The organism is Sphingomonas sp. (assembly GCF_035910975.1).
In the GTDB taxonomy this organism is placed as follows: domain Bacteria; phylum Pseudomonadota; class Alphaproteobacteria; order Sphingomonadales; family Sphingomonadaceae; genus Sphingomonas.
Genome location: NZ_JAMHWM010000042.1, coordinates 1 through 20,747, shown reverse-complemented (window position 1 = coordinate 20,747; position 20,747 = coordinate 1). Strand labels below are relative to the sequence as shown.

Genomic DNA, 20,747 nt, shown 5'->3' with positions numbered 1-20,747 from the left:
GAGCGATGATCGGACATCTGATGCGCCGTACCGGATGGGGACTGAAGCCCGTCCGTGCCGGCTACTGGTTCGCGCCAAAGCGCTACGGCTTCGGCGCATATCCCGCAACGATCGCCGGGTGGGCGGCGACCTCCGCCTATCTCGCGTTGATCGGGCTGGTCGGATGGCGGATGCCGACCGACACCGGGAAGCTGGTGGTCGGCGGCGCGATCACGCTCGCCTTCCTGGCGCTCGTCCTGCTCAAGACCGACGGCGGCTGGCGCTGGCGCTGGGGGGACGACGCATGATCGCCGCCGTGAGCGCGCTTATGCTCGCTGCTGTCGCTGCTGCCCCGCAAGGCGAGCAGGTGACCGTACCGGGGCCGCAGGGCCCGCTCGCCGGTACGCTGCTGCCGGGCGAGGGCAGGGGGCCGGCGGTGGTCATCATTCCCGGCTCCGGCCCGACCGATCGCAACGGCAACAGCCCGCTGGGGGTCAGGGCCTCGACCTATCGCCTGCTTGCAGAGGCGCTGGCGAGGGAGGGCGTCACCAGCGTTCGTATCGACAAGCGCGGGATGTTCGGCAGCGCGAAGGCGGTCGCAGACCCCAATGAGGCGACGATGCAGGGCTATGCCGAAGATGCCCGCGCCTGGGCCGCGCTCGCGGCGAAGCGCGCGGGGGCCAGATGCGCCTGGCTGATCGGGCACAGCGAGGGCGGACTGGTCGCGCTCCAGGCGGCGCAGGATGCGCGGCGCCTCTGCGGTGTCGTGCTGGTGTCGGCCGCCGGCCGTCCGCTCGGCGACGTGATGCGCGAACAATTCCGCGCCAACCCGGCCAATGCGCCGATCCTCGAGCCCGCGCTGAAGCTGCTCGACGAGGTCGAGGCGGGGCGTACCGTCGATCCCGCGACGTTGCCGGCGCCGCTGCCCAACCTGTTTCCGCTGCGGGTGCAGGCCTATATGACGCGCGTCTTCGCGCTCGACCCCGCGACGCTCGCCGCCTCGGCCCGCGTGCCGGTGGTGGTGATCCAGGGGGAAACCGACCTCCAGACCGGCGCCGCCGATGCTCGTCGCATCGCCGGCGCGCGGCCGAAGGCGCGGCTGGTGCTGCTGCCAGGCGTCAATCATGTGCTGAAGGATGTCGGCGCCGATCGTGCCGCGAACCTGCGCAGCTACGGCGATCCCGCCCTGCCGATCGCGCCGTCGGTGGTGGATGCGGTGGCGAAGGCGATCGGCGCCAGCCCGCGATAGCATCCAGCATCCGTTCCCCGGCGAAGGCCGGGGTCCAGGATAGGCGGCGTCAGGATTGATCGGTGACTGGGTCCCGGCCTTCGCCGGGGAACAGTTCGTGGTCAGAGCGGGATCCGGACGGCGTGGAACGCTGAGCGCTTACCCTCCCAGCGCCTCGTCGAGCAGGCGGGCGAGGCGCAGGCCGCCCTTCACCACCTGTTCGCGCGCCGGATCGACCAGCTTCGCGATCGTCGCGTCGTCCAGCTTCGAGCGCTTCGGCGGCGGGCCGCACGGATCGCCCATCGCGGTGGCATAGACGGCGTCCTTCGCCACCTGCCAGCTGTCGCGGCTCCAGTCCTCGACGCTGCCGCCCTGCACCGCGGCGCGTTCCTGCGGCGAATAGAGGCGTACCAGCGAGGGCGGGGTGGAGATCGCGCGTTCGGCCAGCCAGCCGTCCCAGATCGAATGGAGGTTCAGCCGTTCGGGCCCGTACAGCCCATAATCCGCCCGCGCGCGATTGCCGCCCAGGTCGCCTCGGTCGCCCGCGTGCAGCGGCTGGTGCAGGTCGCCGACGAAATGGACCAGGAATACCAGCGCCATCACCTTCTCGCGCACCGGCACCTTGGCGTCCTTGAGCAGCTTCACGTCGCGCTCGATCTGCGCCGACACGCAATTGCCGTCGCGGCACGCCGATTTCAGGTCGAACGGCTTGCACACGTCGACGTTCTGGTAATGCCAGGAATAGGCATAGCTGAACCGCTCGCCCAGCGGCTTGACGCAATCGGCCCATACGCTCGCCTGCTCGATGGTGAAGGCGGGGCAGGTCGGCGTCTCCAGCAGCCGCGACTGGCGCAGCAGCGCGTCGATCCGCGCCCGCGTCTCCGGTTTGGCGTTGCGATAGGCGATCGACGCGATCGTCTCATGCCCATATTCCCAATAAGCCTGGGCAGGCGCGGAAATCAGCGTCGCGGCGAACGCGAGAACGGTGAGGAGCTTGCGGATCATGCCCCCCGGCCTAGCGCGGCGGCGCGAGCGAGAAAAGCGCGTTGTCGCCTACAGCAGGTAGACGACGACGTAGCGCGCTACGAGCGCCGCCATCACCGCGCGACTCCACATCTGTCCCCGAACGACCATCGCCGCCGCCATCAGCGCGATCAGCACCGCCGTCAGCCCCAACGCGAGCGGGCGCCGCAGATGGACGGCGAGTTCTGGCACGCTCGCATACCAGCCGAGCTGGCACAGCAGCAGCACCGCCATGACCCCGATAACGATCCGCCGCACGCGATGGAAATGCGCGTCGAAATCGGCCTGTTCGTTCACGTCGCGCGGGAACACCAGATGCGCCGCGAGATAATAGGCGCTGGCGAAGGCGGTCACCGCCATCAGCGTCCGGCCCGATACGCCGACGATGTCGCGCGTCGTCCATGCCGCCTGCCAGAACGACAGCAGGTCGAGCAGCACGAACGCGCCGAGCAGCGGCGTCAGCCAGCCGATCCGTACCAGCGATCCCGGCCGCAGCCGCGCCTCGATCGCGCGGGCGAGGCCGCCGAGCACCTCGGCGATCGACAGGCCGAGCAGCAGCCCGAACAGCGCGAAGATGAACTCGAAATCGCCCATGCCGCCCCCCGGCCGCCCCCACGGCCATTCCCGTACCGCGCGTCAGGCGGCGGTGTCGATCACTTCTCGTCGCCGTAGATCGCCACCGCGCGCGCGCCGCCGGCCGAGGCATGGCCGCGATACATCCCGGCCGTGTTGAAGCTCCACGCCATCTCGCCGGTCGGGCCGGTCAGGATGACGCCGCCGGTGCCGCCCAGGTCCTTCGTCTCGGCCATCACGATGTCGCCGGCCTGCTTCAGCGTTTCGCCCTTGAACCGTACCCGCGCGCAGATCTCGTGCGCCACGCCCTCGCGGATGAAGAATTCGCCCGATCCCGTGGCGGATACCGCATCCGATCATTCCTTGACGAATATCGCGAAATGACCGCGTGATCTGAGGGCCGACATCCTTCAGTGCCGTCGATAAAGAAACTCCGAGCAACCCGTGCCGAAGATTCCGAACGCGTGAGTTTTCACGACATTTGCAGATTCACGGGTGAACCCTCGCGCGGCCATGAATTCGTCTATTTCCGCTAAGCTACACGATTCATAGGGATATCCACCAAGCCAATCGTGGATATCGGTCCAAAATTTCATACCGCGACCTACGTGGCCGCTCACGTGCGAGCGGGGGCTGCGTCCTCTGATGGCGTGACTGGCGAGTATGGCGCCTCCTAACCCGGCACGTGCTGTCTTGCGGATGAATTCCGGCGCTGCGGTGTAGAGTCTCTTCTCCACCTTCCACAGTCCGCATGCTGGGGTTTTCTTGTAAAGCGCGATGGCAAAGAGGCCGTTGTCGGCGACCATCTTTGAAGCCTCGTCGATCGCGCGCCACATGGCTCCGGTGTGATGCAGCACGCCCCAGGAATAGACGATGTCGAAGGTGCGGCCGAGGCTGGCGATGTCGAAAACGCTGGATTGTCGCACATCGGCCTCGACGCCGAACCTCGCGAGGACGGATCGGGTTGTGGCGACCGAGTCGGGGTCGATATCCACTGCCGTGATGCTGCTCGCGCCGAGCCGCGCCGCCGCCAGGGAGTGCAGGCCAGATCCGGATCCGATATCCAGGAAGGATGCGCCCGCGATGCGATCCGCGGGGACGAGACTGGCAAGCCCGGCCTGCGCGTCGGCGACTTCCTCTTCGGTGATCTGCCGCGCGTAATCCGCCCAGTTCTTGCCAAACTCGAAATGCGTCTCAACGTCGGTAAGATCGGTCATGAAAATGCTGCTCCAGGAGCGAAGGGCGATTGCTGAATTCCATATTCGCCGTCACCTCGGTGACGCACTGGCGACATATGCGCACTAGCAATTATAGGATGATTGATACCAATCGAAGAAGCGCCCGATTCCTTCGCGTATGTCGGTACGCGGAATATGGCCAGTCAATTCGCGCAGCAAGGTTCAGTCCGCCCAAGTAGCAGGAACATCGCAGTCGCCAGCGTGGAGCGGCTGGTCCACGCCGCCTGCCAGAACAGCAGCAGCCCGAACAGCGCGAAGATGAACTCGAAATCGCCCATGCCATCCCCCGGCCGTTGGTATCGCGCGTCAGGTGGCGGTGTCGATCACTTCTCGTCGCCGTAGATCGCGACGACCCGCGTGCCGCCGGCCGAGGCATGGCCGCGATACATCCCGGCCGTGTTGAAGCTCCACGCCATCTCGCCGGTCGGACCGGTCAGGATGACCCCGCCGGTGCCGCCCAGGTCCTTCGTCTCGGCCATCACGATGTCGCCGGCCTGCTTCAGCGTCTCGCCCTTGAACCGTACGCGCGCGCAGATCTCGTGCGCCACGCCCTCGCGGATGAAGAATTCGCCCGATCCGGTCGCGGATACCGCGCATGCGCGGTCGTCGGCATAGGTGCCGGCGCCGATCAGCGGCGAATCGCCGACCCGGCCCCAGCGTTTGCCGGTCATGCCGCCGGTCGATGTCGCGGCGGCCACATGGCCCGCCGCGTCCCGCGCCACGGCGCCGACGGTGCCGTATTTCATGTCGACATCGAACGCCGACAGCGACTGCGCCTTCATCTTTTCCAGCTGCTGGCGGCGCTCGGGCGTCGCGAACCAGCTCGGATCGACCTGCTCCAGCCCCTTCTCGCGGGAAAAGGCGTCGGCGCCCTTGCCGGCGAGCAGGACGTGGGGGCTGTCCTCCATCACCCGGCGGGCGAGCGTGATCGGGTTCTTGGTCCTCGTCACCCCCGCCACCGCGCCGGCCGCGCGGGTGCTGCCATCCATGATCGATGCGTCAAGTTCGTTGGTGCCTTCATAGGTGAAGACCGCGCCGCGCCCGGCGTTGAAGGCGGGATCGTCCTCGAGCACGCGCACCGCCGCTTCCACCGCGTCGATCGCGTTGCCGCCCTTCGCCAGCACCGCCTGTCCGGCGTCGAGCGCGGCGTTCAGCCCGGCCCGTGCGGCCTTTTCGCGTTCAGGCGTCATCCGTTCGCGTTCGATCACCCCGGCGCCGCCGTGGATGACGAGCGTCCAGCCGGGCGTATCCTGCGCGGCGGCGGGGGTGGCGGCGGTCATCAGCAGGGCTCCGATCAGCAGGCGCATGGTTGGGGTTCACTCACACAATTGGCAGGTTCGGGCTGGTAGCAGACGTGCGGGCCTGTGCCACCCCGCGCCGCAGGCCGATCAGCGGGCGCAGCCAGCCGATCTCGCGCCCGATGCGATAGAACGCCCAGCATCCCCCCGCCGTTGCCGCCACCAATATCCCGAACTGCGCCCACAGCGGCCACCCGCTCGGCCGCAGCCACCAGGCGACGACGACGATGATCGTCTGGTGGATCAGGTAGAACGGGAACACCCCCTCGACCAATGGCGCGCGCCAGCGGTGGTCGCGGTTCAGATAGGTCTCGGCGGTGCCGATCAGCGCGGCGATCGTCGCCCAGCACTGGAGCTGGCGCGCCCACAAAGTTTGGTCGGCCACCCATTGCGGCGGCGAACTGGTGCCCGGCCAGGTGTAGGCGACGCCGCCGACCACCGCATAGGCCGCCAGCGCCAGCAGCGCGGTCAGCCAGCGCCACCGAACCAGCGCCGCCATAACGGCCGGCGATCCCTTCAGCGCAAAGCCGAACAGAAAGGCGGGGAAGAAGCCCAGATGCGCGGGCAGGTCGCCGATCACGTCGTGCGTGTCGGCCCAGCGCTGGACGGCATAGACCTGGAATATCAGCAGATAGAGGATCGGCACCCACACCACGCCGATGCCGCCGAACAGCCGGTCGAACCCGCGTTGCAATACCGTCGGCCGCGGCACCGCGAGCAGCGCCGCCAGCGCCAGCGTGTAGAGCCACAGATAGCCGACGAACCACAGGTGGTTCCACGTCGGCAGAACGATCCCGTCGAGCGTCCCGAATCGCCAGAAATCGCGCGTCCAGAAATGGAGGTATCCGCGCGCATAGCCGTGCTGGCTGGCCAGCTCGACCCACGACTGCGGCGGGACGATCACCGCGACTCCGAACGCCAACGGCACGAGCAGCCGGCTGGTCCGCGTCGCCGTGAAGCGCGTAAGGCCGGGGGACCGCACCAGCAGTGCCCGGCTGGCATAACCCGAGACCAGGAACAGCAGCGTCAGCCGCCACGGGCTGGTGAACAGCATCGGCACCGTCACCCAGTCGATCGTGCGGACCGCCTTCACATGATAGGGCCACGGTACGAACACCATGCCGATGTGGTAGAGGATCAGGATCGCGAAGGCGCCGATCCGCAGCCAGTCCATGCCGTAATGCCGCGCCATTGCGCGTGCCGGGTTAGCGCAACGCCGCCGCCCTGCCTACCGCCCTCTCCGGCGGCGGCGCGCGATGCGGCATGCCGATGGCGGCACCGATCCAGCGCACCCGGCTGCCCAGCGCGTAGCCCGCGACGCAGACCCCCAGCGTCGCCGCGGCGATCACGGCGGCGGCGATCACAGGGGAGGGAGCCAGCGGGAGTATCCACCACGCCGTCAGGACGATCGTGCCGTGATGCAGGATATATGCGGGGAACACCGCGCGGGCGAGGGGGGCGCGCCAGCGGTGATCGCGGTTCAGCCAGCGGTCGGCGGCTGCGAACAGCGCGACCGTCATGCTCCACGCCATCGCCGCGCGCGCGGCGCGGTCGGCCGCCATCTCGGCGTGCGGGGGGATTTCGGCACCCGGCCAGGTCCATTCTACCCAGACGACGACCAGCCCGGCGGGAACCGCCAGCGCAAGCGCGGGCAGCATCAGCCGCCGGACCGCCGCCCACAGCCTGGGTGATCCGGCAAGGACGAATCCGAATGCGAACAGCGCGCCATATTCGCTGTGGCCGCCCCAGTCGGTCAGCAGCGCGTGACGTTCGGGGACGATCACCATGAACACCAGCTTGGCCATGGCGATCGCGGCGGCGGGCACCCACAGCAGGCGCCGCCCGCGGCACAGCCACGCGACCACCGCGTCGGCGCGCATGCCGCTCGCCAGCACCGCGCCGAGCGCCAGAGTATAGGTCCAGAGGTAGGCGACGAACCACAAATGCTCCCAGCTCGGGAAGCTGACCCCGTGGAACGCGCCGACCCGCCAGTAATCGCGTGTCCAGAACGTCAGGTAATCGCCCTCATAGCCGCCCAGCCGAACGCGCACCCACATCTCGACCGGCACGATCGCCGCCATCGCCACCGCCAGCGGGACCAGCAGCCGCGCATTGCGCGAGGCCAGGAAGGCGCGGACGCCCCCGGACCGTGCGAAGAGCGTCCGGCTGGCATAGCCCGACACAGCGAACAACAGTCCCAGCCGCCACGGCGTGACGAACGCCATCGGCGGGATCAGCCACGCCCAGGTCTCGCGCGCCTTGATGATCCACAGCCACGGCGCGAACACCATGCCGATGTGATAGGCGATCAGCACCCCAAAGGCCGCGATGCGCAGCCAGTCCATGCCATAATGTCGGCCGCTCGCGGGGGTGGCGTGGATGTCGGGCTGGTGATGCACGCAGACCGCATTGCACGGCGCTGGATAATGAAGGGTTGACCAACCCCCCGTTTCCCTACGCCGCCGGGCGGCCTATATGCGGGTGCGGTTCCCCTGGAGTTTCCCATGTCCGTACGTCCGTGGCGCGATATCGTGCGCCGCCAGAGCCGCCAGATCATGGTCGGCGACGTCCCTGTCGGTGGCGATGCGCCCGTCACCGTGCAGACGATGACGAACACGCCGACCGGCGACGCCGCCGCGACGATCGACCAGATCCGCCGCTGCGAGGACGCCGGCGTCGACATCATCCGCGTGTCGTGTCCCGACGTCGAAAGCACCGCCGCGCTTAAGGGGATCGTCCGCGCCGCGCGGGTGCCGATCGTCGCCGACATCCATTTCCACTACAAGCGCGCGCTGGAGGCGGCGGACGCGGGCGCCGCGTGCCTGCGCATCAACCCCGGCAACATCGGATCGTCCGAACGGGTGGGCGAAGTCGTCCGCGCGGCCAAGGCCAACGGCTGCGCGATCCGCATCGGCGTCAACGCCGGGTCGCTGGAGAAAGACCTGCTCGAGAAATATGGCGAGCCGTGCCCGGAGGCGCTGGTCGAAAGCGCGCTCGATCATATCAAGCTGCTCCAGGACCATGACTTCCACGAATTCAAGGTCGCGGTGAAGGCCAGCGACCTGTTCCTCGCGGTCGCCGCCTATCAGCAGCTGGCGGAGGCGGTCGATTGCCCGCTCCACCTCGGCATTACCGAGGCGGGTGGCTTCGTCGGCGGCACCGTCAAGTCGGCGATCGGGATCGGCAGCCTGCTGTGGTACGGCATCGGCGACACCATCCGCGTGTCGCTCTCCGCCGAGCCCGAGGAAGAGGTCCGCGTCGGCTTCGAGATTCTGAAAGCGCTGGGCATCCGCAACCGCGGCGTCCGCGTGGTGAGTTGCCCTTCCTGCGCGCGCCAGGGGTTCGACGTGATCCGCACCGTCCAGGCGCTGGAGGAACGGCTCCAGCACATCCGCACGCCGATGAGCCTTTCGGTCCTCGGCTGCGTCGTCAACGGCCCCGGCGAGGCGCGCGAGACCGACATCGGCCTGACCGGGGGCGGCAACGGCAAGCATATGGTCTATCTGTCCGGCGTCACCGATCACACGGTGGAAAGCGCCGACATGCTCGACCACATCGTCCGCCTGGTCGAAGCCAAGGCGGCGGAGATCGAGGCGGGGCTGTCCAAGGCGGCCTGATCCGCTAACCGCCCCCCAGCACGTTGATCGTGAAGGCGAGGATGCCGAGGTTGAAGACGAACGCCACCATGCTGTGCAGCGTCGCGGTGCGGCGCATGCGGCGGCCGGTGATGCTGATGTCCGACGTCTGGAAGGTCATTCCCAGCGTGAAGGCGAAATAGGCGAAGTCCGAATAGTCGGGCTCATCGCACTCGGGGAAGTCCAGCCCGCCCTCGTCGCCTTTCCCGCCGGCCGTGTAGAACACATGGGCGTAGTGCAGCGCATAGACGGTGTTGGCGAACAGCCACGACAGCGCGAGCGTGCCGATCACCAGCGCGATCATCATGGGTGTCGGCCGGCCTTCCGCCGCCAGTTCGCCGGCCACTGCCGCCAGCACCGCGATCGAGGTCGCTCCGGTGATCGCCAGCAGCATCGCGCGATTTGCGTCGTTGCGCGCCGCCGTCCGCCGCATCGCCGCCGCATCCGACGTGCGCAGCAGCGGCAGGACGGACAGCAGGAACACCGCCGCCGCGATGTCGAAGCCGATCATGATCCCCGCCGCCCAGCCGGTCCGAGCGACGGCGATGGGCACCGCGATCACGGCGACCGCGCAGAATGCCAGGAAGCGCGCCGGCGCGATGCGGTTGCCGATCGATCGCTGGTGCGGGGCCACCCGCTTGCTATAGGCGCTTCGCCACGCCGCGCCAGCCAGAGGAAAGGGGGAAGGGGGCCGCATGACGACGTCTACGCCCGTTCGCCCTGCGCTGGCCTTCGCCGTCGCCGCGATCGGCATCTTCGTCTTCGCCTGCATGGATGCGGTGATGAAGGGGCTGGTGATCGCGCTCGGCGTGTATACCACGATGATCTGGCGCACATTCGCGGGGGTCGCGATATCGGGGACGCTCTATGCCGCTACGCGCGCACCCTGGCCCAGCCGGGCCGCGATGCGCCTCCACCTGATACGCGGCGCCGTCACCGTCGTGATGGCGCTCACCTTCTTCTGGGGCCTCGCGCGCGTGCCGATGGCGCAGGCGATCGCGCTGGCCTTCATCGCGCCGGTCATCGCGCTGTTCCTCGCCGCGCTGATCCTGAAGGAACGCGTGCCGCGCGGGTCGGTGATCGCCTGCGTCCTGGCGGCGATCGGCGTCGGCCTGATCCTGACCGGGCAGGCGCGCGCCGAACTCGGGCCGGAGGCGCTGAAGGGGACGATCGCGATCCTCTTCTCGGCGCTCTGCTATGCCTTCAACATCGTGCTGATGCGCGCGCAGGCGCTGGTCGCCGGGCCGGTCGAGGTCGCCTTCTGGCAGAGCCTGATCGTGTTCGCCTGCCTGGTCCCCGCAGCGCCATGGTTTGCCCATGTGCCCGATGCGGCGCACTGGCCCGTCATCGTGCTGGCGGCGGTCTTCGCCACCGTATCTCTGCTGCTGCTCGGCTGGGCGTATCAGCACGGATCGGCGAGTTATCTGGCACCGACCGAATATACCTCGTTCGTCTGGGCGGCGATCCTCGGATGGATCGTGTTCGCCGAGACCCTGTCGTCGTGGACGGTGGCGGGCGCCGCGCTGATCGTCGGCGGCTGCGTCGTCGCCGCGCGCGGCAAACCTTCCCCAGTCCCCCAAGTGGAGATCGCATCGTGACCGTCACCATCCGCAACGCCGCCCCGGCGGACGTGCCCCGCATCCTGCGCTTCGTGCGGGAACTCGCCGATTTCGAGCGCGCGTCGGACAAGGTCGTCGCGACCGAGGCGCTGCTCGCCGACGCGCTGTTTGCCGATCAGCCGGCCGCCTATGCGGTGATCGCGGAGATCGACGGAGAAGCCGTCGGCATGGCGCTCTATTTCTTCAATTTCTCGACCTGGACCGGCTGGCGCGGCCTGTATCTGGAGGACCTTTACGTCACTCCCGCCGCACGCGGCGCGGGGGTGGGTGGCGCGTTGCTCACCCATCTCGCGGGCATCGCGGTCGATCGCGGCTGCACCCGGTTCGAATGGGCGGTGCTCGACTGGAACGAGAATGCGATCCGCTTCTATTTGTCCAATGGGGCCGAACCGATGCACGAATGGCGCACCTATCGCGTCTCGGGCGATGCGCTGCCGCGGCTGGCCGGGCGCCTCTGATGGCGTGGGCGCTGCTGCTGCTCGGCGGGCTGTTCGAGGTCGGCTTCACCACCTGCCTGCGCTTCGTCGACGGGTTCCGCAACGTGCCGTGGACGATCGGCTTCCTCGTCAGCGTGACGCTGTCGATGGGGCTGCTGGAAGTCGCCTCGCGCTCGATCCCGATGGGCACCGCCTACGCCGTGTGGGGCGGGATCGGCGCGCTCGGCACCGTGCTGGTCGGCATCTGGTGGTTCGGTGAGCCCGGCACGCCGGTGCGTATCCTGCTGATCCTGGCGCTCGTCGCCTGCATCGCGGGCCTCAAGCTGACGGCGGGACACTGATGGCGGTCGATGCCGGCCTGGTCGCGTGGATCGGGGAGGCGCTGGAGCCGCTCGGCGTGCTCACGCGGCGTCCGATGATGGGCGGGATGACCTTCTATCTCGACGGCCAGGTGTTCGCGATCGCGGCGGACGATACGCTCTGGTTCAAGTCCGACGCGGTCAGCGATCCCGAATGGGACGCGGCGGGATGCGCGCGCTTCAGTTTCGAGATGAAGGACGGATCGGTCGCGACGATGAACTATCGCCGCGCGCCCGACGACGTCTACGACGACGCCGACGAGATGCGCCGCTGGGCGCGGCTGGGGCTGGAGGCGGGGCTTCGGGCGCCGAAGAAGGCGAAGAAGCGGGCGAAATAAACCGCCGGGCTCCCGCGCAGGCGGGAGCCCAGGGTTTCGAGGTCATCGCATGCGGCCCTAGGCTCCCGCCTGCGCGGGAGCACGGCGGCTACCCGTGCGCCGTCTCCACCCCGGTCGCATCGACCGACGCCTTCGCGGCCTGCTTGTCCGACTGATAGCGTTCGATCGCCTCGATCGTGATGCGTCGCGCCTCCGCGGCGTCGCCCCATTTGCCGACGCGCACCCACTTCTCGGCTTCCAGATCCTTGTAGTGGGTGAAGAAATGCTCGATCTGCTGGAGCACGATCGACGGCAGGTCCTGCCGCTCGCCAACGTCGGAATAATAGGGGAAGGTGGTGTCGACCGGTACGCAGACGAGCTTCTCGTCGCCGCCGGCCTCGTCCTCCAGGTTCAGCACGCCGATCGGCCGCGCGCGCACGACGCAGCCCGGCACGAACGGCGACCGCGCGACGACCAGCGCGTCGAGCGGATCGCCGTCGGGCGACAGCGTGTGCGGCACGAAGCCGTAGTTCGCCGGATAGCGCATCGGCGTGTGCAGGATGCGATCGACGAACAGCGCCCCGCTCGCCTTGTCGAACTCGTACTTCACCGGCTCGCCGCCCACCGGCACTTCGATGATAACGTTCAGGCTGTTGGGCGGATCATCGCCCACGGGGATCAGATCGATCCGCATGTGTCCCTCGCTCTCGATTATCGTGCTGTCAGCAGGCGATCGAGCCCGTTCGTCCCGTCGCCCACCTTCTCGAGGCGCGGGTAGCGCAGGCCATCGCGATAGTCGAGCGCGACTTCGCGGAACTTGCTGCCCGCCTTCACCAGCAGGCGGATCGGGTCCTTGCCGCCCTTGGCCGCGGTGATCGCCGCCTTGATGCGATCGCCGGTGTAGGCGTCGCCGTTCACCGCGACGATGCTGGTCGCGACGTCCAGTCCGGCGTTGAAGGCGGGGCTGTCCCATATGACGCTGCGCACCGCGCCGTCGCTCGCCACCGACATGCCCAGCGAATAGGCGAGGCTGACCGTCTTCGACGATCTTTCCGCCGCCTTCATCACCGCGTTGGGCGTGTCGGTGTAGACCAGGCGATAGCCGTTGTCGGTGAAGCCGGCGAGCGGCGCGCGCGGCGCCACCTGGTTGACCCGCTCGTTCAGGAACTTCGCCCAGTCGTAGGGCGCAACGCCGTTCAGCGTGCGAACGACGTCCTCGAAAATGTAGGTCGAAACACCCCAGTCGCCGTCGGTCCCGCTGAAGAAGGCGCGCGCGAAATCGTCGATCGATTTGCTCCCGCCGCTCAGCCGCCGGATCACCGAATCGGCCTCCAGCCACACCAGCGCGCCGCCGACGTAATAATCCTCGTTGCGCTGCCAGTTGGTCCAGCCCTTGGGCCGGCGCGCGGAGATGACCGGATCGTTGGTGGTATCGACCAGCGGGCGCCACTGGCGGCCCTTCGTATTGTCCTGCGCCGCCGCCCAGTTGGCCAGCGTGTCGAGCGCCTCGTCCTTGCTGTACATGCCCGATCGCGCCGCCAGCACGACGCCCCAGAACTGCGTCTGCCCTTCGTACACCCACAGCAGCGAATTGCGCATCGGGGTGCGGAAATCGGGCGTCCACAGGTCGGCGCCGCGGCGATACTTGCCGTTCCAGCTATGGGTGAATTCATGCGGCAGCAGGTCGCGGTCGCCGATCGCGTCCTTCCAGCTGGTGAAATAGCCCGGATCGACCCCGTTTTCGGAACTGCGGTGATGTTCCAGCCCGATCCCGCCCATCTCGTCGGTGATCGCCAGCAGGAACTCGTACTTGTCGTAATGCTGTGTGCCGAATAGCTTGACCGACTGGTCGACCAGCGCCTTGTGCTTGTCGATCACCTCCGGCGTCGCGGCGAGCTCTTCGGCCGTGTCGGCGACGACGTTCAATCCGACGCGCGGGGTCAGTTCCCAGCGCTTGAAGTAGCGGCCGGCGAAAACGGGCGAATCGATCAGCGTCTCGTAATCGGTCCGCTGGTAGCTGTAGGTCGATCCATTGGTCTTCGACGGCAGGCCCGACGCCGCCTGCCAGCCGGCGGGATAGCGCACCGTCGCCTGGATGGGGATGCGGCGCGTGTAATAGCCCGCCGGATAGAGGCTGACCTGTTCGAACTGCAGGTTCAGCATGTTCGGCGCGATCGAGATGCGGCCCTGGTTCGACGCGGTGGCGCCCAGGAACTGGAATTCCAGGTTGAGCGCGCGGGCGCCGGCCGGCACGTCGATGTGAAAGGCATAGACATCGACCGGGTCGCGCTTCCACGCCACGGGCTTGCCGTTCGCGGTGATCGTCAGCCCAGCCAGCTTCTCGATCTCGCCGCGCGCGGCGTGCTTGCCCGGTAACCAGGCGGGCATCAGCAATGTCATCGGTCCCGCCTTGGCGACGGGAATCGTCTGCTTCACGCGGTAGATGCCCTGGCCGATGTTGGTCGCATCGACGTCCAGCGTGAGGACGCCGGGGTAAGCGACGTCGCGTGCCTCGGGGATGTCGCGGGCGAACGGCAGGGGGGCGACCGGCTGGGTGTTGCGGACCTGCGCAGCGGCGGGAAAGGCCGAAGCGAGCAGCAGCGCGGCGAGCGTGAGCGGACGGTACATGGCAAGTCCTTGAACACGGGGGAGGATCGCCGGCTGATTAGCGAGCAAGCTCCCCAAGTCCAGTGTAGTCGCGCCACAGATGCTTCACGGCTTGCTTACCATTGCCGGCTAACGCTGGCGCCCATGTACCACGATCCCGCGCTTTCCGCCCAGACGCGCGCCGCCGATCCGCGTCCTGCCTCGGCGGTCAGCACCGGCGTCGGTGTCGCCGGGCTGGTCGGATTGCTCGCCTGGATGGGTTTCGCCAAGGCGTACGGCCTCGACGGTCCTTATGCTGCGCTCGCCAATGTCGCCGCCTGCGGATTGCCGATGATCCTGTGGTCGGTCGTCGTCGACAAGGTGCACCGCAACGCATCGACCGGCATCGACTGGGCCAATCCGCGGCCGTGGCGCGAGACGATCGACATCAGCCTGACGAAGCTCGCAGGGCTGTGGCTCACCTGGGGCGGGATCGCGACGATCTATGCGGCCGGCCGCTTCTATTGGGAAGGCAATTTCGCCTTCGCCATGTGGGCGTTCCAGACGGCCGCACCGTGGCTGTTCGCGCTGTCGATCCCTTGGGTGCTGTGGTTCGACCGCAGGATGGTGAACCCGCGCGACGGCGCCTGGGCGCTGGGCGCGTGGCTGCTCCACCTGGACGAACCGTACGAGCGCGAGGCGATCTTCGCGCATCTGCGCGCCTGGGGAGTGAAGGCGTTCTTCCTCGCCTTCATGGTCGCGATCGTGCCCGGCGGCTTCGGCGACTGGGTGCGCGGCGACACCTCGACGCTGCTCCACGATCCGGTCGCGCTGGCGATGTGGCTCATCACCTTCATGTTCGTGGTCGATGTGGCGTTCGCGACGGTCGGCTACCTCCTCACCGTCCGCGCGCTCGATTCGCACATCCGTTCGGCCAACCCCTATGCGCAAGGATGGATGGCGGCGCTGATATGCTATCCGCCGTTCATCCTGATGAGCGACGGCGGGCCGCTCGATTATCATCCCGGCACGTCGGACTGGACGCACTGGTTCGCCGGCCATCCGTGGCTGCTCATGGCGACGGGCGCGGTACTGGTCGCGCTCACCGCGATCTACGCCTGGGCGACCGTCGCTTTCGGCCTGCGCTTCTCCAACCTCACCCACCGCGGCATCCTGACGCACGGTCCCTATGCGTTCAGCCGCCACCCCGCCTATCTCAGCAAGAACCTGTTCTGGTGGGTATCGACGATTCCCCTGCTCAGCACCGGCGGCTGGGCCGATGCGGCGCGCGCGACGATCCTGCTCGCGGCGGTCAGCGGCGTCTATTACTGGCGTGCGAAGACCGAGGAAAAGCACCTCGGCGAGGACCCGGCCTACCGCGACTATTTCGACTGGATGGAGCGCAACGCCCTCGTCCCGCGCCTCTTCCGCTGGATCAGGGGCGCGTGACCGGCAGTTCGTACCCCACGCCCGCGCCAGGCCCGACCGGCAGCTCCAGCCAGACCCATCCGGCGGTCAACACCATTCCGGCCACATAGAAGCAAAGCGCCATCGGCAGCAGCAGCGCCAGCAGCGTTCCCAGCTTGAACGAGGGCACCCACCGCTGCGCCAGCGTCAGCGACAAGATGAAATAGGGATTGAGCGGAGAGATCAGGTTGGTGACGGTATCGCCCACCCGGTACGCCGCCGTCGTCATTTCCGGTGAGACGCCCAGCAGCATCAGCATCGGCGTCGCCACCGGCGACATCGCCGCCCATTTCGCCGATCCCGATGCGATCAGGAAATCCAGCCACGCCGACATCGTCGTCAGCATCGGCAGCAGCAGCGCCGGGTGCGCATCCATGGCGCGCAATTGTTCGGCCCCTACGATCGCGGTGATCGGTCCCAGGTTCGACCAGCCGAACATCGCCACGAAATGCGCCGCGAAGAAGATCAGGACGAGATAGGGGATGAAGGGTTGCAACCCTTCCACCATCAGCCGGGGCACGTCGCGGTGGGTGACGATGGAGCCGGTCGCCTTGCCATAGGCCCAGCCGCTGCTGATGAACAACAGGAAGATGAACGCGACCAGGCTGCGGAACAGCGGCATATACGCCTGCACCCCGGCTGCTTCCGGATCGTACAGCGGCGCGCCCGGCGCCAGCGTCAACGCGGCCGCCAGCGCCACGACGCCCAGCGCGGCGATGCCCGCATGGCGCAGCCCCCTGCGTTCGACAGGCGACAGGGCAGTATCGGCCATCGCTTCCGCGTCGCCGCCCCCGCTCCATGGCCCCAGCCTGCGCGCCAGCGGCCCGTCGACCAGCCGCCAGGCGATCGCGGTGAAGGTGATCGCGATGCCGATCGCGAACCACCAGTTCCCCAGCGGGTTGAACGTCCATGCCGGATCGATCAGGCGCGCGCCCGTCTCTGTTAGGCTGAGGATCAATATGTCGTACTGGCCGGGAAACAGGTTGCCCGACAGCCCAACGGCCGCCCCGGCATAGCCCGCCACGATGCCCAGTACCGGGTGGCGTCCTGCGGCGGCGAATGTCAGTCCGGCCAGCGGGACATAGACCAGATAGGCCGCGTCGTTGGCGTGGGTCGAAACCATGCCCACCACGAACACCACGGGCGTCAGCACCGGCAGCGGCACGCGCACCAGGCTGGCCCGGATCAGCGCGGCGAGCAGCCCGCTGCGTTCGGCCACGCTGGCGCCCAACATGATCGTCAGCACGAAGCCCAGCGGCGTGAAGCCGGTATAGGTCTTGGGCATGTCGGTCAGCAGGCGGCGGAGGTTATCGGTATCGATCAGGCTCTGCGCGGTCAGCGTCTCGCCGGTGACGGGGTTGACCGCGCTCCATCCCTGCGCCGCGCCCAACACCGACAGCAGCACCAGCAGTGCGATGATGCCGATGAAGATGAAGATCGGATCGGGCAGGGCGTTGCCGAACCGCTCGACCCGGTCGAGCAATGTGCGGCGCGGGCGGGTTTCGGTGGCTTCCATCGCGGCGGAATGGACCAGCTTCGAGGCACCCGCGCAACGATTTTCGCGCGGGCGCGGCGCGGCTGGGGTCCTGACCCTAGAAGCTCATCTCGTCGTAGATCCGGCTGAGGTCGCCGCCCCATTCGCCGTGATAGCGGTCGAGCAGGCGCTGCGCCGGCACCTTGCCCGATCGCACGATCTCGCGCAGCGGATCGAGGAAGCCGGCCTCGCTGTCGCCCGCGCCGTTCAGTCGCGCGCGCGCGGTCAGCCCGGCCGTGGCGATGTCCAGCACCTCGCCGGCGATGTCGCGCAGGATGCCGCCGCCGGGGATCGGCGCGTCGAGCGCGAGTCTGGGCACCGCCGTCCGCAGCGCCTCGCGCTCCTCCATCGTCCAGTCCTTGACGACGTCCCACGCCGCGTCGAGCGCGGTGCCGTCATAGAGCAGCCCGACCCACAAGGCCGGCAGCGCGCAGATGCTGTCCCACGGGCCCCCGTCGGCGCCGCGCATCTCCAGGAATGTCTTCAGCCGGACTTCGGGGAAGGCGGTGGACAGATGGTCGTTCCAGTCGTCCATCGTCGGCCGCTCGCCGGGCAGCACGCTCAGCTTGCCGGCCAGGAAATCGCGGAATGACAGGCCGGCGGCGTCGATATAGCGGCCTTCGCGATAGACGAAGTACATCGGCACATCGAGCGCATATTCGGCGTAGCGTTCGTAGCCGAAGCCGTCCTCGAACACGAACGGCAGCATGCCGGTGCGGTGCGGGTCGGTATCCGACCAGATGTGGCTGCGATAGCTCAGGAAGCCGTTGGGCTTGCCTTCGGTGAACGGCGAATTGGCGAACAGCGCGGTCGCCAGCGGCTGCAGCGCCAGCGACACGCGGAATTTCTTCGCCATGTCGCTTTCGGACGCATAGTCCAGATTCGTCTGGATCGTGCAGGTCCGCAGCATCATATCGAGGCCGAGAGATCCGACGCGCGGCATGTGGTTCAGCATGATGCCGTACCGCCCCTTGGGCATGCGCGGCAGCGCGTCGCGCGTCTTGTCCGGCCACATGCCCAGCCCCAGGAAGCCGATGCCCAGCGTCTCGCCCACCGCCTTGCACTGTTTCAGGTGGCGGCCGGTTTCCGCGCAGGTTTCATGCAGGTTGTCGAGCGGCGCGCCCGACAGTTCGAACTGGCCGGCCGGTTCCAGGCTGACCGATCCGTCCGCGCCCGACAGCGCGATGACGGTGTCGCCTTCGAACACCGGCCGCCAGCCGAACTGCTCCAGCGCGGCCAGCAGGTCGCGGATGCCGCCCGGCTCACCATAGCTGGGCGCACGGTGATCGGCGGTGCGATAGACGAACTTCTCGTGCTCGGTGCCGATCCGCCACCGCTCGGCCGGCTTCTCGCCGCGCGCGAAGCTGGCGTAGAGCTGATCGACCGATTCAATCATCGGTGCGTTGCTATCCGAAACCGTCTTTGTCGTCATTCCGCGCCCTTACGCCCGGGGGCAGCCGCGCGCCAGCGGTCATTTGACGCGGCGAAAGCGCATCGTCCCGCCCTTGCGATCGAGCGTCAGCAGGTCGCCGTCGCGCACCAGTTCGGCGTCGTCGAACGCTACCTTGCCAAGGTCGTTGGCGGTGAAACGGAACGCCAGCCGCGCGCCGCGTGCGGGGTCGACCTCCACCACCGCGCTTTCGACGTCGTAGAGGCCGAGCGCGAGGCTCACCCGGAGTGGTCGCCCGGCGGGCAGGTCGATGCGCGTCTGCGCGCCCTCCAGCTGTACTTCGCGCGCCTCGTCGCCGGTAAGGCGCAGTTCGAAATATTGCGGATCGATGCCGCGCGGCCCCTCGAACGCGATGTCGAGCTTGCCGCGTGTCCCCGTCGCCTGCGAAACCAGCGCGATCACCGGCGGCGTCACCGGATCGCTGGTCAACAGCAGCCGCCCGTCCGCGCTGCGCCAGCGCCCGCTCGCTTCCTCGTCATAGGAACCTACCGACAGGGCATAGCGGAACCGGCCGTCGGCGGTCAGCTCCAGCCCCGCCGCCATCTCGAACCCGCCGCCGTCATAGAGGCCCACCGGCGAATCCTGCGCGACCTGCGCGCCGGAAAGAACGATCGCGACCAGAGGCAGCAACATCACCAATCCCCCGCCGCGGCCATCCACACCGCAGTCGCCGCGGCCGCCGCGGTGTCGGCGCGCAGGATGCGGGGGCCGAGCGAGATGCCGACCGCGCCCGACACCGCCCGGATCGCCTCACGCTCGGCCGCGTCGAAGCCGCCTTCGGGGCCGATCAGCACCGCCGCCGGGCCGGGCCGCGCGCGCATCGCTTCCAGCGCCGGCGCGCCGCCCGCTTCGTCGGCGAAGAACAGTGCGCGTTCCGCCGGCCAGTCGCGCAGCAGCGCGGGCAGCTTCACCAGCGGATCGAGCACGGGAACGGCGGTCCGCCCGCACTGCTCGGCCGCCTCCACCATGTGCGCCCGCAAGCGGTCGAGGTTGACGCGGTCCACCACCGTCCGCCGCGTCTCGGCCAGCACCAGCCGCGCGACACCCAGTTCGCACGCCTTCTCCGCCAGCCAGTCGATCCGCCCCTTCTTTAGCGGCGCGGCGATCAACCACAGATCCGGCACCGCTTCCAGGTCACGCAAACGCTCGCGCACGACGAGGGTCAGGTCGCGCTTGCCGACCGCCTCGGCCACCGCCAGCCATTCGCCCGACGTGCCGTCGAACAGCTTCACCGGATCGCCCGGCTTCGTGCGCATGACGGACACCAGATAATGCGCCTGCCCGCCGTCGATGCGCACGGCGATGCCCTCGGCCAGCGGTGTCTCGACGAACAGCCGCGGCGTCGATTGCGGCGGCCAGGCCGGGGTCGCCGCCATCATTTCCTGCCCGGAACGCGGGTCCAGATCTGTTCCTTGCACCCCAGCCGCCCGAGCAGGCATCCGGCGCCGACCAGCGTGTTCGGCCCGCGCAGGCTGATCGTCCCCGAAAAGCTGCGATCGATATCGGGCACCCACACCTCGCCCTCCCAAATGCCGTCGCCGGCGTGGCGGAAATCGCGGAACAGTTGAGCGCCGATCAGCTTGCGTCCGCGTGCGGCGACATCGGCCTTCGCCTTGGCCGATGCCCAGATCACCGTCCCGCACATCGCCGCCCGCCCGCACGATGCCGCGCGGATGTGCACGCTGTTCGACGCATTGCGCCACACGCCGGCCCATTTGGGCGCGGTCTGGGCGGACGCGGGGGATGCGATCGCGAGGGCGAGCAGCGGAAGGATCATACGCATGCGCCGACCATACATAGCCCTCTGCCCCTTGGGGAGAGGGTTGGGGGAGGGGCGGCTACTTCGAATAACAAGGCGTCGAACAGGCCCCCAGCGCCGATATGCTCAAACCATTTTCCTACACGGCCGCGATCTGTCAGGAGGGCGCCATGCCGCGCGACCTGCCTTTCCGGACCCCGATCGACGATCGGGAAGCGCCGTGTCGCCCCCGCGTGGCAAGTATC

The 20,747-nt window shown here is 68.2% G+C and carries 23 protein-coding genes and 1 pseudogene; 8 read left to right on the top strand and 16 right to left on the bottom strand.

What is annotated here, in order from left to right; translation table 11 throughout:
• Positions 1 to 5: 5 nt before the first annotated feature.
• A complete protein-coding gene (locus VYI76_RS15855; RefSeq protein WP_326525782.1) occupies positions 6 to 287 on the top strand; it encodes a hypothetical protein in 282 nt (93 codons plus the stop codon).
• The gene (locus VYI76_RS15850; protein ID WP_326525781.1) at positions 284 to 1,228 is read left to right on the top strand and encodes an alpha/beta hydrolase; all 945 of its coding nucleotides are present in this window, start codon (positions 284 to 286) and stop codon (positions 1,226 to 1,228) included. Before VYI76_RS15855 ends, VYI76_RS15850 begins: the two co-directional genes overlap by 4 nt.
• Positions 1,229 to 1,366: 138 nt before the next feature.
• Here VYI76_RS15850 and VYI76_RS15845 read toward each other — a convergent pair whose 3' ends face one another.
• From VYI76_RS15845 to VYI76_RS15810, 8 genes and pseudogenes are all read right to left on the bottom strand, one after another.
• A complete protein-coding gene (locus VYI76_RS15845; protein ID WP_326525780.1) occupies positions 1,367 to 2,212 on the bottom strand; it encodes a S1/P1 nuclease in 846 nt (281 codons plus the stop codon).
• Positions 2,213 to 2,260: 48 nt separating this feature from the next.
• On the bottom strand, positions 2,261 to 2,824 hold the full coding sequence (locus VYI76_RS15840; protein ID WP_326525779.1) for a hypothetical protein: 564 nt from the start codon (positions 2,822 to 2,824) through the stop codon (positions 2,261 to 2,263).
• A 59-nt stretch (positions 2,825 to 2,883) separates the two neighbouring features.
• Positions 2,884 to 3,141, bottom strand: a pseudogene (locus VYI76_RS15835) (isoaspartyl peptidase/L-asparaginase); the annotation flags it as partial.
• 72 nt (positions 3,142 to 3,213) lie between these two features.
• Positions 3,214 to 4,020 carry a class I SAM-dependent methyltransferase gene (locus VYI76_RS15830; RefSeq protein WP_326525777.1) on the bottom strand — a complete coding sequence of 269 codons (807 nt, stop codon included), beginning with the start codon at positions 4,018 to 4,020 and terminating at the stop codon, positions 3,214 to 3,216.
• Positions 4,021 to 4,184: 164 nt separating this feature from the next.
• On the bottom strand, positions 4,185 to 4,319 hold the full coding sequence (locus VYI76_RS15825; protein WP_326525776.1) for a hypothetical protein: 135 nt from the start codon (positions 4,317 to 4,319) through the stop codon (positions 4,185 to 4,187).
• Between the two features lie 45 nt (positions 4,320 to 4,364).
• Complete coding sequence (locus VYI76_RS15820) at positions 4,365 to 5,321, bottom strand: isoaspartyl peptidase/L-asparaginase family protein (protein WP_326525917.1); 957 nt, start codon at positions 5,319 to 5,321, stop codon at positions 4,365 to 4,367.
• A gap of 40 nt (positions 5,322 to 5,361) precedes the next feature.
• Positions 5,362 to 6,531: an acyltransferase family protein gene (locus VYI76_RS15815; protein WP_326525775.1), complete on the bottom strand. Its 1,170-nt coding sequence runs from the start codon at positions 6,529 to 6,531 to the stop codon at positions 5,362 to 5,364.
• A gap of 13 nt (positions 6,532 to 6,544) precedes the next feature.
• Positions 6,545 to 7,738 carry an acyltransferase family protein gene (locus tag VYI76_RS15810; RefSeq protein ID WP_326525774.1) on the bottom strand — a complete coding sequence of 398 codons (1,194 nt, stop codon included), beginning with the start codon at positions 7,736 to 7,738 and terminating at the stop codon, positions 6,545 to 6,547.
• A gap of 105 nt (positions 7,739 to 7,843) precedes the next feature.
• On the opposite strand from VYI76_RS15810, the gene ispG reads away from it, so the two are divergent.
• On the top strand, positions 7,844 to 8,956 hold the full coding sequence (gene ispG, locus VYI76_RS15805) for a flavodoxin-dependent (E)-4-hydroxy-3-methylbut-2-enyl-diphosphate synthase (RefSeq protein WP_326525773.1): 1,113 nt from the start codon (positions 7,844 to 7,846) through the stop codon (positions 8,954 to 8,956).
• 4 nt (positions 8,957 to 8,960) lie between these two features.
• Here ispG and VYI76_RS15800 read toward each other — a convergent pair whose 3' ends face one another.
• Positions 8,961 to 9,608 carry a DUF1345 domain-containing protein gene (locus tag VYI76_RS15800; protein WP_326525772.1) on the bottom strand — a complete coding sequence of 216 codons (648 nt, stop codon included), beginning with the start codon at positions 9,606 to 9,608 and terminating at the stop codon, positions 8,961 to 8,963.
• A 61-nt stretch (positions 9,609 to 9,669) separates the two neighbouring features.
• Here VYI76_RS15800 and VYI76_RS15795 point away from each other — a divergent pair, with 61 nt between their 5' ends.
• Genes VYI76_RS15795 through VYI76_RS15780 form a run of 4 tightly spaced genes read left to right on the top strand, consistent with a single transcriptional unit; the run spans position 9,670 to position 11,727 of the window.
• On the top strand, positions 9,670 to 10,572 hold the full coding sequence (locus VYI76_RS15795) for a DMT family transporter (RefSeq protein WP_326525771.1): 903 nt from the start codon (positions 9,670 to 9,672) through the stop codon (positions 10,570 to 10,572).
• On the top strand, positions 10,566 to 11,051 hold the full coding sequence (locus tag VYI76_RS15790; protein WP_326525916.1) for a GNAT family N-acetyltransferase: 486 nt from the start codon (positions 10,566 to 10,568) through the stop codon (positions 11,049 to 11,051). Before VYI76_RS15795 ends, VYI76_RS15790 begins: the two co-directional genes overlap by 7 nt.
• Complete coding sequence (locus tag VYI76_RS15785) at positions 11,051 to 11,371, top strand: DMT family transporter (RefSeq protein ID WP_326525770.1); 321 nt, start codon at positions 11,051 to 11,053, stop codon at positions 11,369 to 11,371. The genes VYI76_RS15790 and VYI76_RS15785 overlap by 1 nt, the downstream gene beginning before the upstream one ends.
• A complete protein-coding gene (locus VYI76_RS15780; RefSeq protein ID WP_326525769.1) occupies positions 11,371 to 11,727 on the top strand; it encodes a TfoX/Sxy family protein in 357 nt (118 codons plus the stop codon). Before VYI76_RS15785 ends, VYI76_RS15780 begins: the two co-directional genes overlap by 1 nt.
• Positions 11,728 to 11,815: 88 nt before the next feature.
• Here VYI76_RS15780 and ppa read toward each other — a convergent pair whose 3' ends face one another.
• Together ppa and VYI76_RS15770 are read right to left on the bottom strand one after the other, a co-directional pair.
• On the bottom strand, positions 11,816 to 12,400 hold the full coding sequence (gene ppa / locus VYI76_RS15775) for an inorganic diphosphatase (RefSeq protein WP_326525768.1): 585 nt from the start codon (positions 12,398 to 12,400) through the stop codon (positions 11,816 to 11,818).
• Positions 12,401 to 12,417: 17 nt separating this feature from the next.
• Positions 12,418 to 14,334: a M61 family metallopeptidase gene (locus tag VYI76_RS15770; RefSeq protein WP_326525767.1), complete on the bottom strand. Its 1,917-nt coding sequence runs from the start codon at positions 14,332 to 14,334 to the stop codon at positions 12,418 to 12,420.
• Between the two features lie 123 nt (positions 14,335 to 14,457).
• On the opposite strand from VYI76_RS15770, the gene VYI76_RS15765 reads away from it, so the two are divergent.
• On the top strand, positions 14,458 to 15,741 hold the full coding sequence (locus tag VYI76_RS15765) for a methyltransferase family protein (protein WP_326525766.1): 1,284 nt from the start codon (positions 14,458 to 14,460) through the stop codon (positions 15,739 to 15,741).
• Here the strand turns inward: VYI76_RS15765 and VYI76_RS15760 are convergent.
• From VYI76_RS15760 to VYI76_RS15740, 5 genes are all read right to left on the bottom strand, one after another.
• Positions 15,728 to 17,275, bottom strand: a complete 1,548-nt coding sequence (locus tag VYI76_RS15760) for an AbgT family transporter (RefSeq protein ID WP_326525765.1) — start codon at positions 17,273 to 17,275, stop codon at positions 15,728 to 15,730. The genes VYI76_RS15765 and VYI76_RS15760 overlap by 14 nt on opposite strands.
• Positions 17,276 to 17,351: 76 nt before the next feature.
• Positions 17,352 to 18,725, bottom strand: coding sequence for a glutamate--cysteine ligase (locus tag VYI76_RS15755; protein ID WP_326525764.1), 1,374 nt, complete (start codon positions 18,723 to 18,725; stop codon positions 17,352 to 17,354).
• 39 nt (positions 18,726 to 18,764) lie between these two features.
• On the bottom strand, positions 18,765 to 19,376 hold the full coding sequence (locus tag VYI76_RS15750; RefSeq protein ID WP_326525763.1) for a hypothetical protein: 612 nt from the start codon (positions 19,374 to 19,376) through the stop codon (positions 18,765 to 18,767).
• Positions 19,376 to 20,119 (bottom strand): 16S rRNA (uracil(1498)-N(3))-methyltransferase, encoded by a 744-nt coding sequence (locus tag VYI76_RS15745; protein WP_326525915.1) that lies wholly within the window; start codon positions 20,117 to 20,119, stop codon positions 19,376 to 19,378. Before VYI76_RS15745 ends, VYI76_RS15750 begins: the two co-directional genes overlap by 1 nt.
• Positions 20,119 to 20,526, bottom strand: a complete 408-nt coding sequence (locus tag VYI76_RS15740) for a DUF2147 domain-containing protein (RefSeq protein ID WP_326525762.1) — start codon at positions 20,524 to 20,526, stop codon at positions 20,119 to 20,121. Before VYI76_RS15740 ends, VYI76_RS15745 begins: the two co-directional genes overlap by 1 nt.
• Between the last annotated feature and the right edge of the window lie 221 nt (positions 20,527 to 20,747).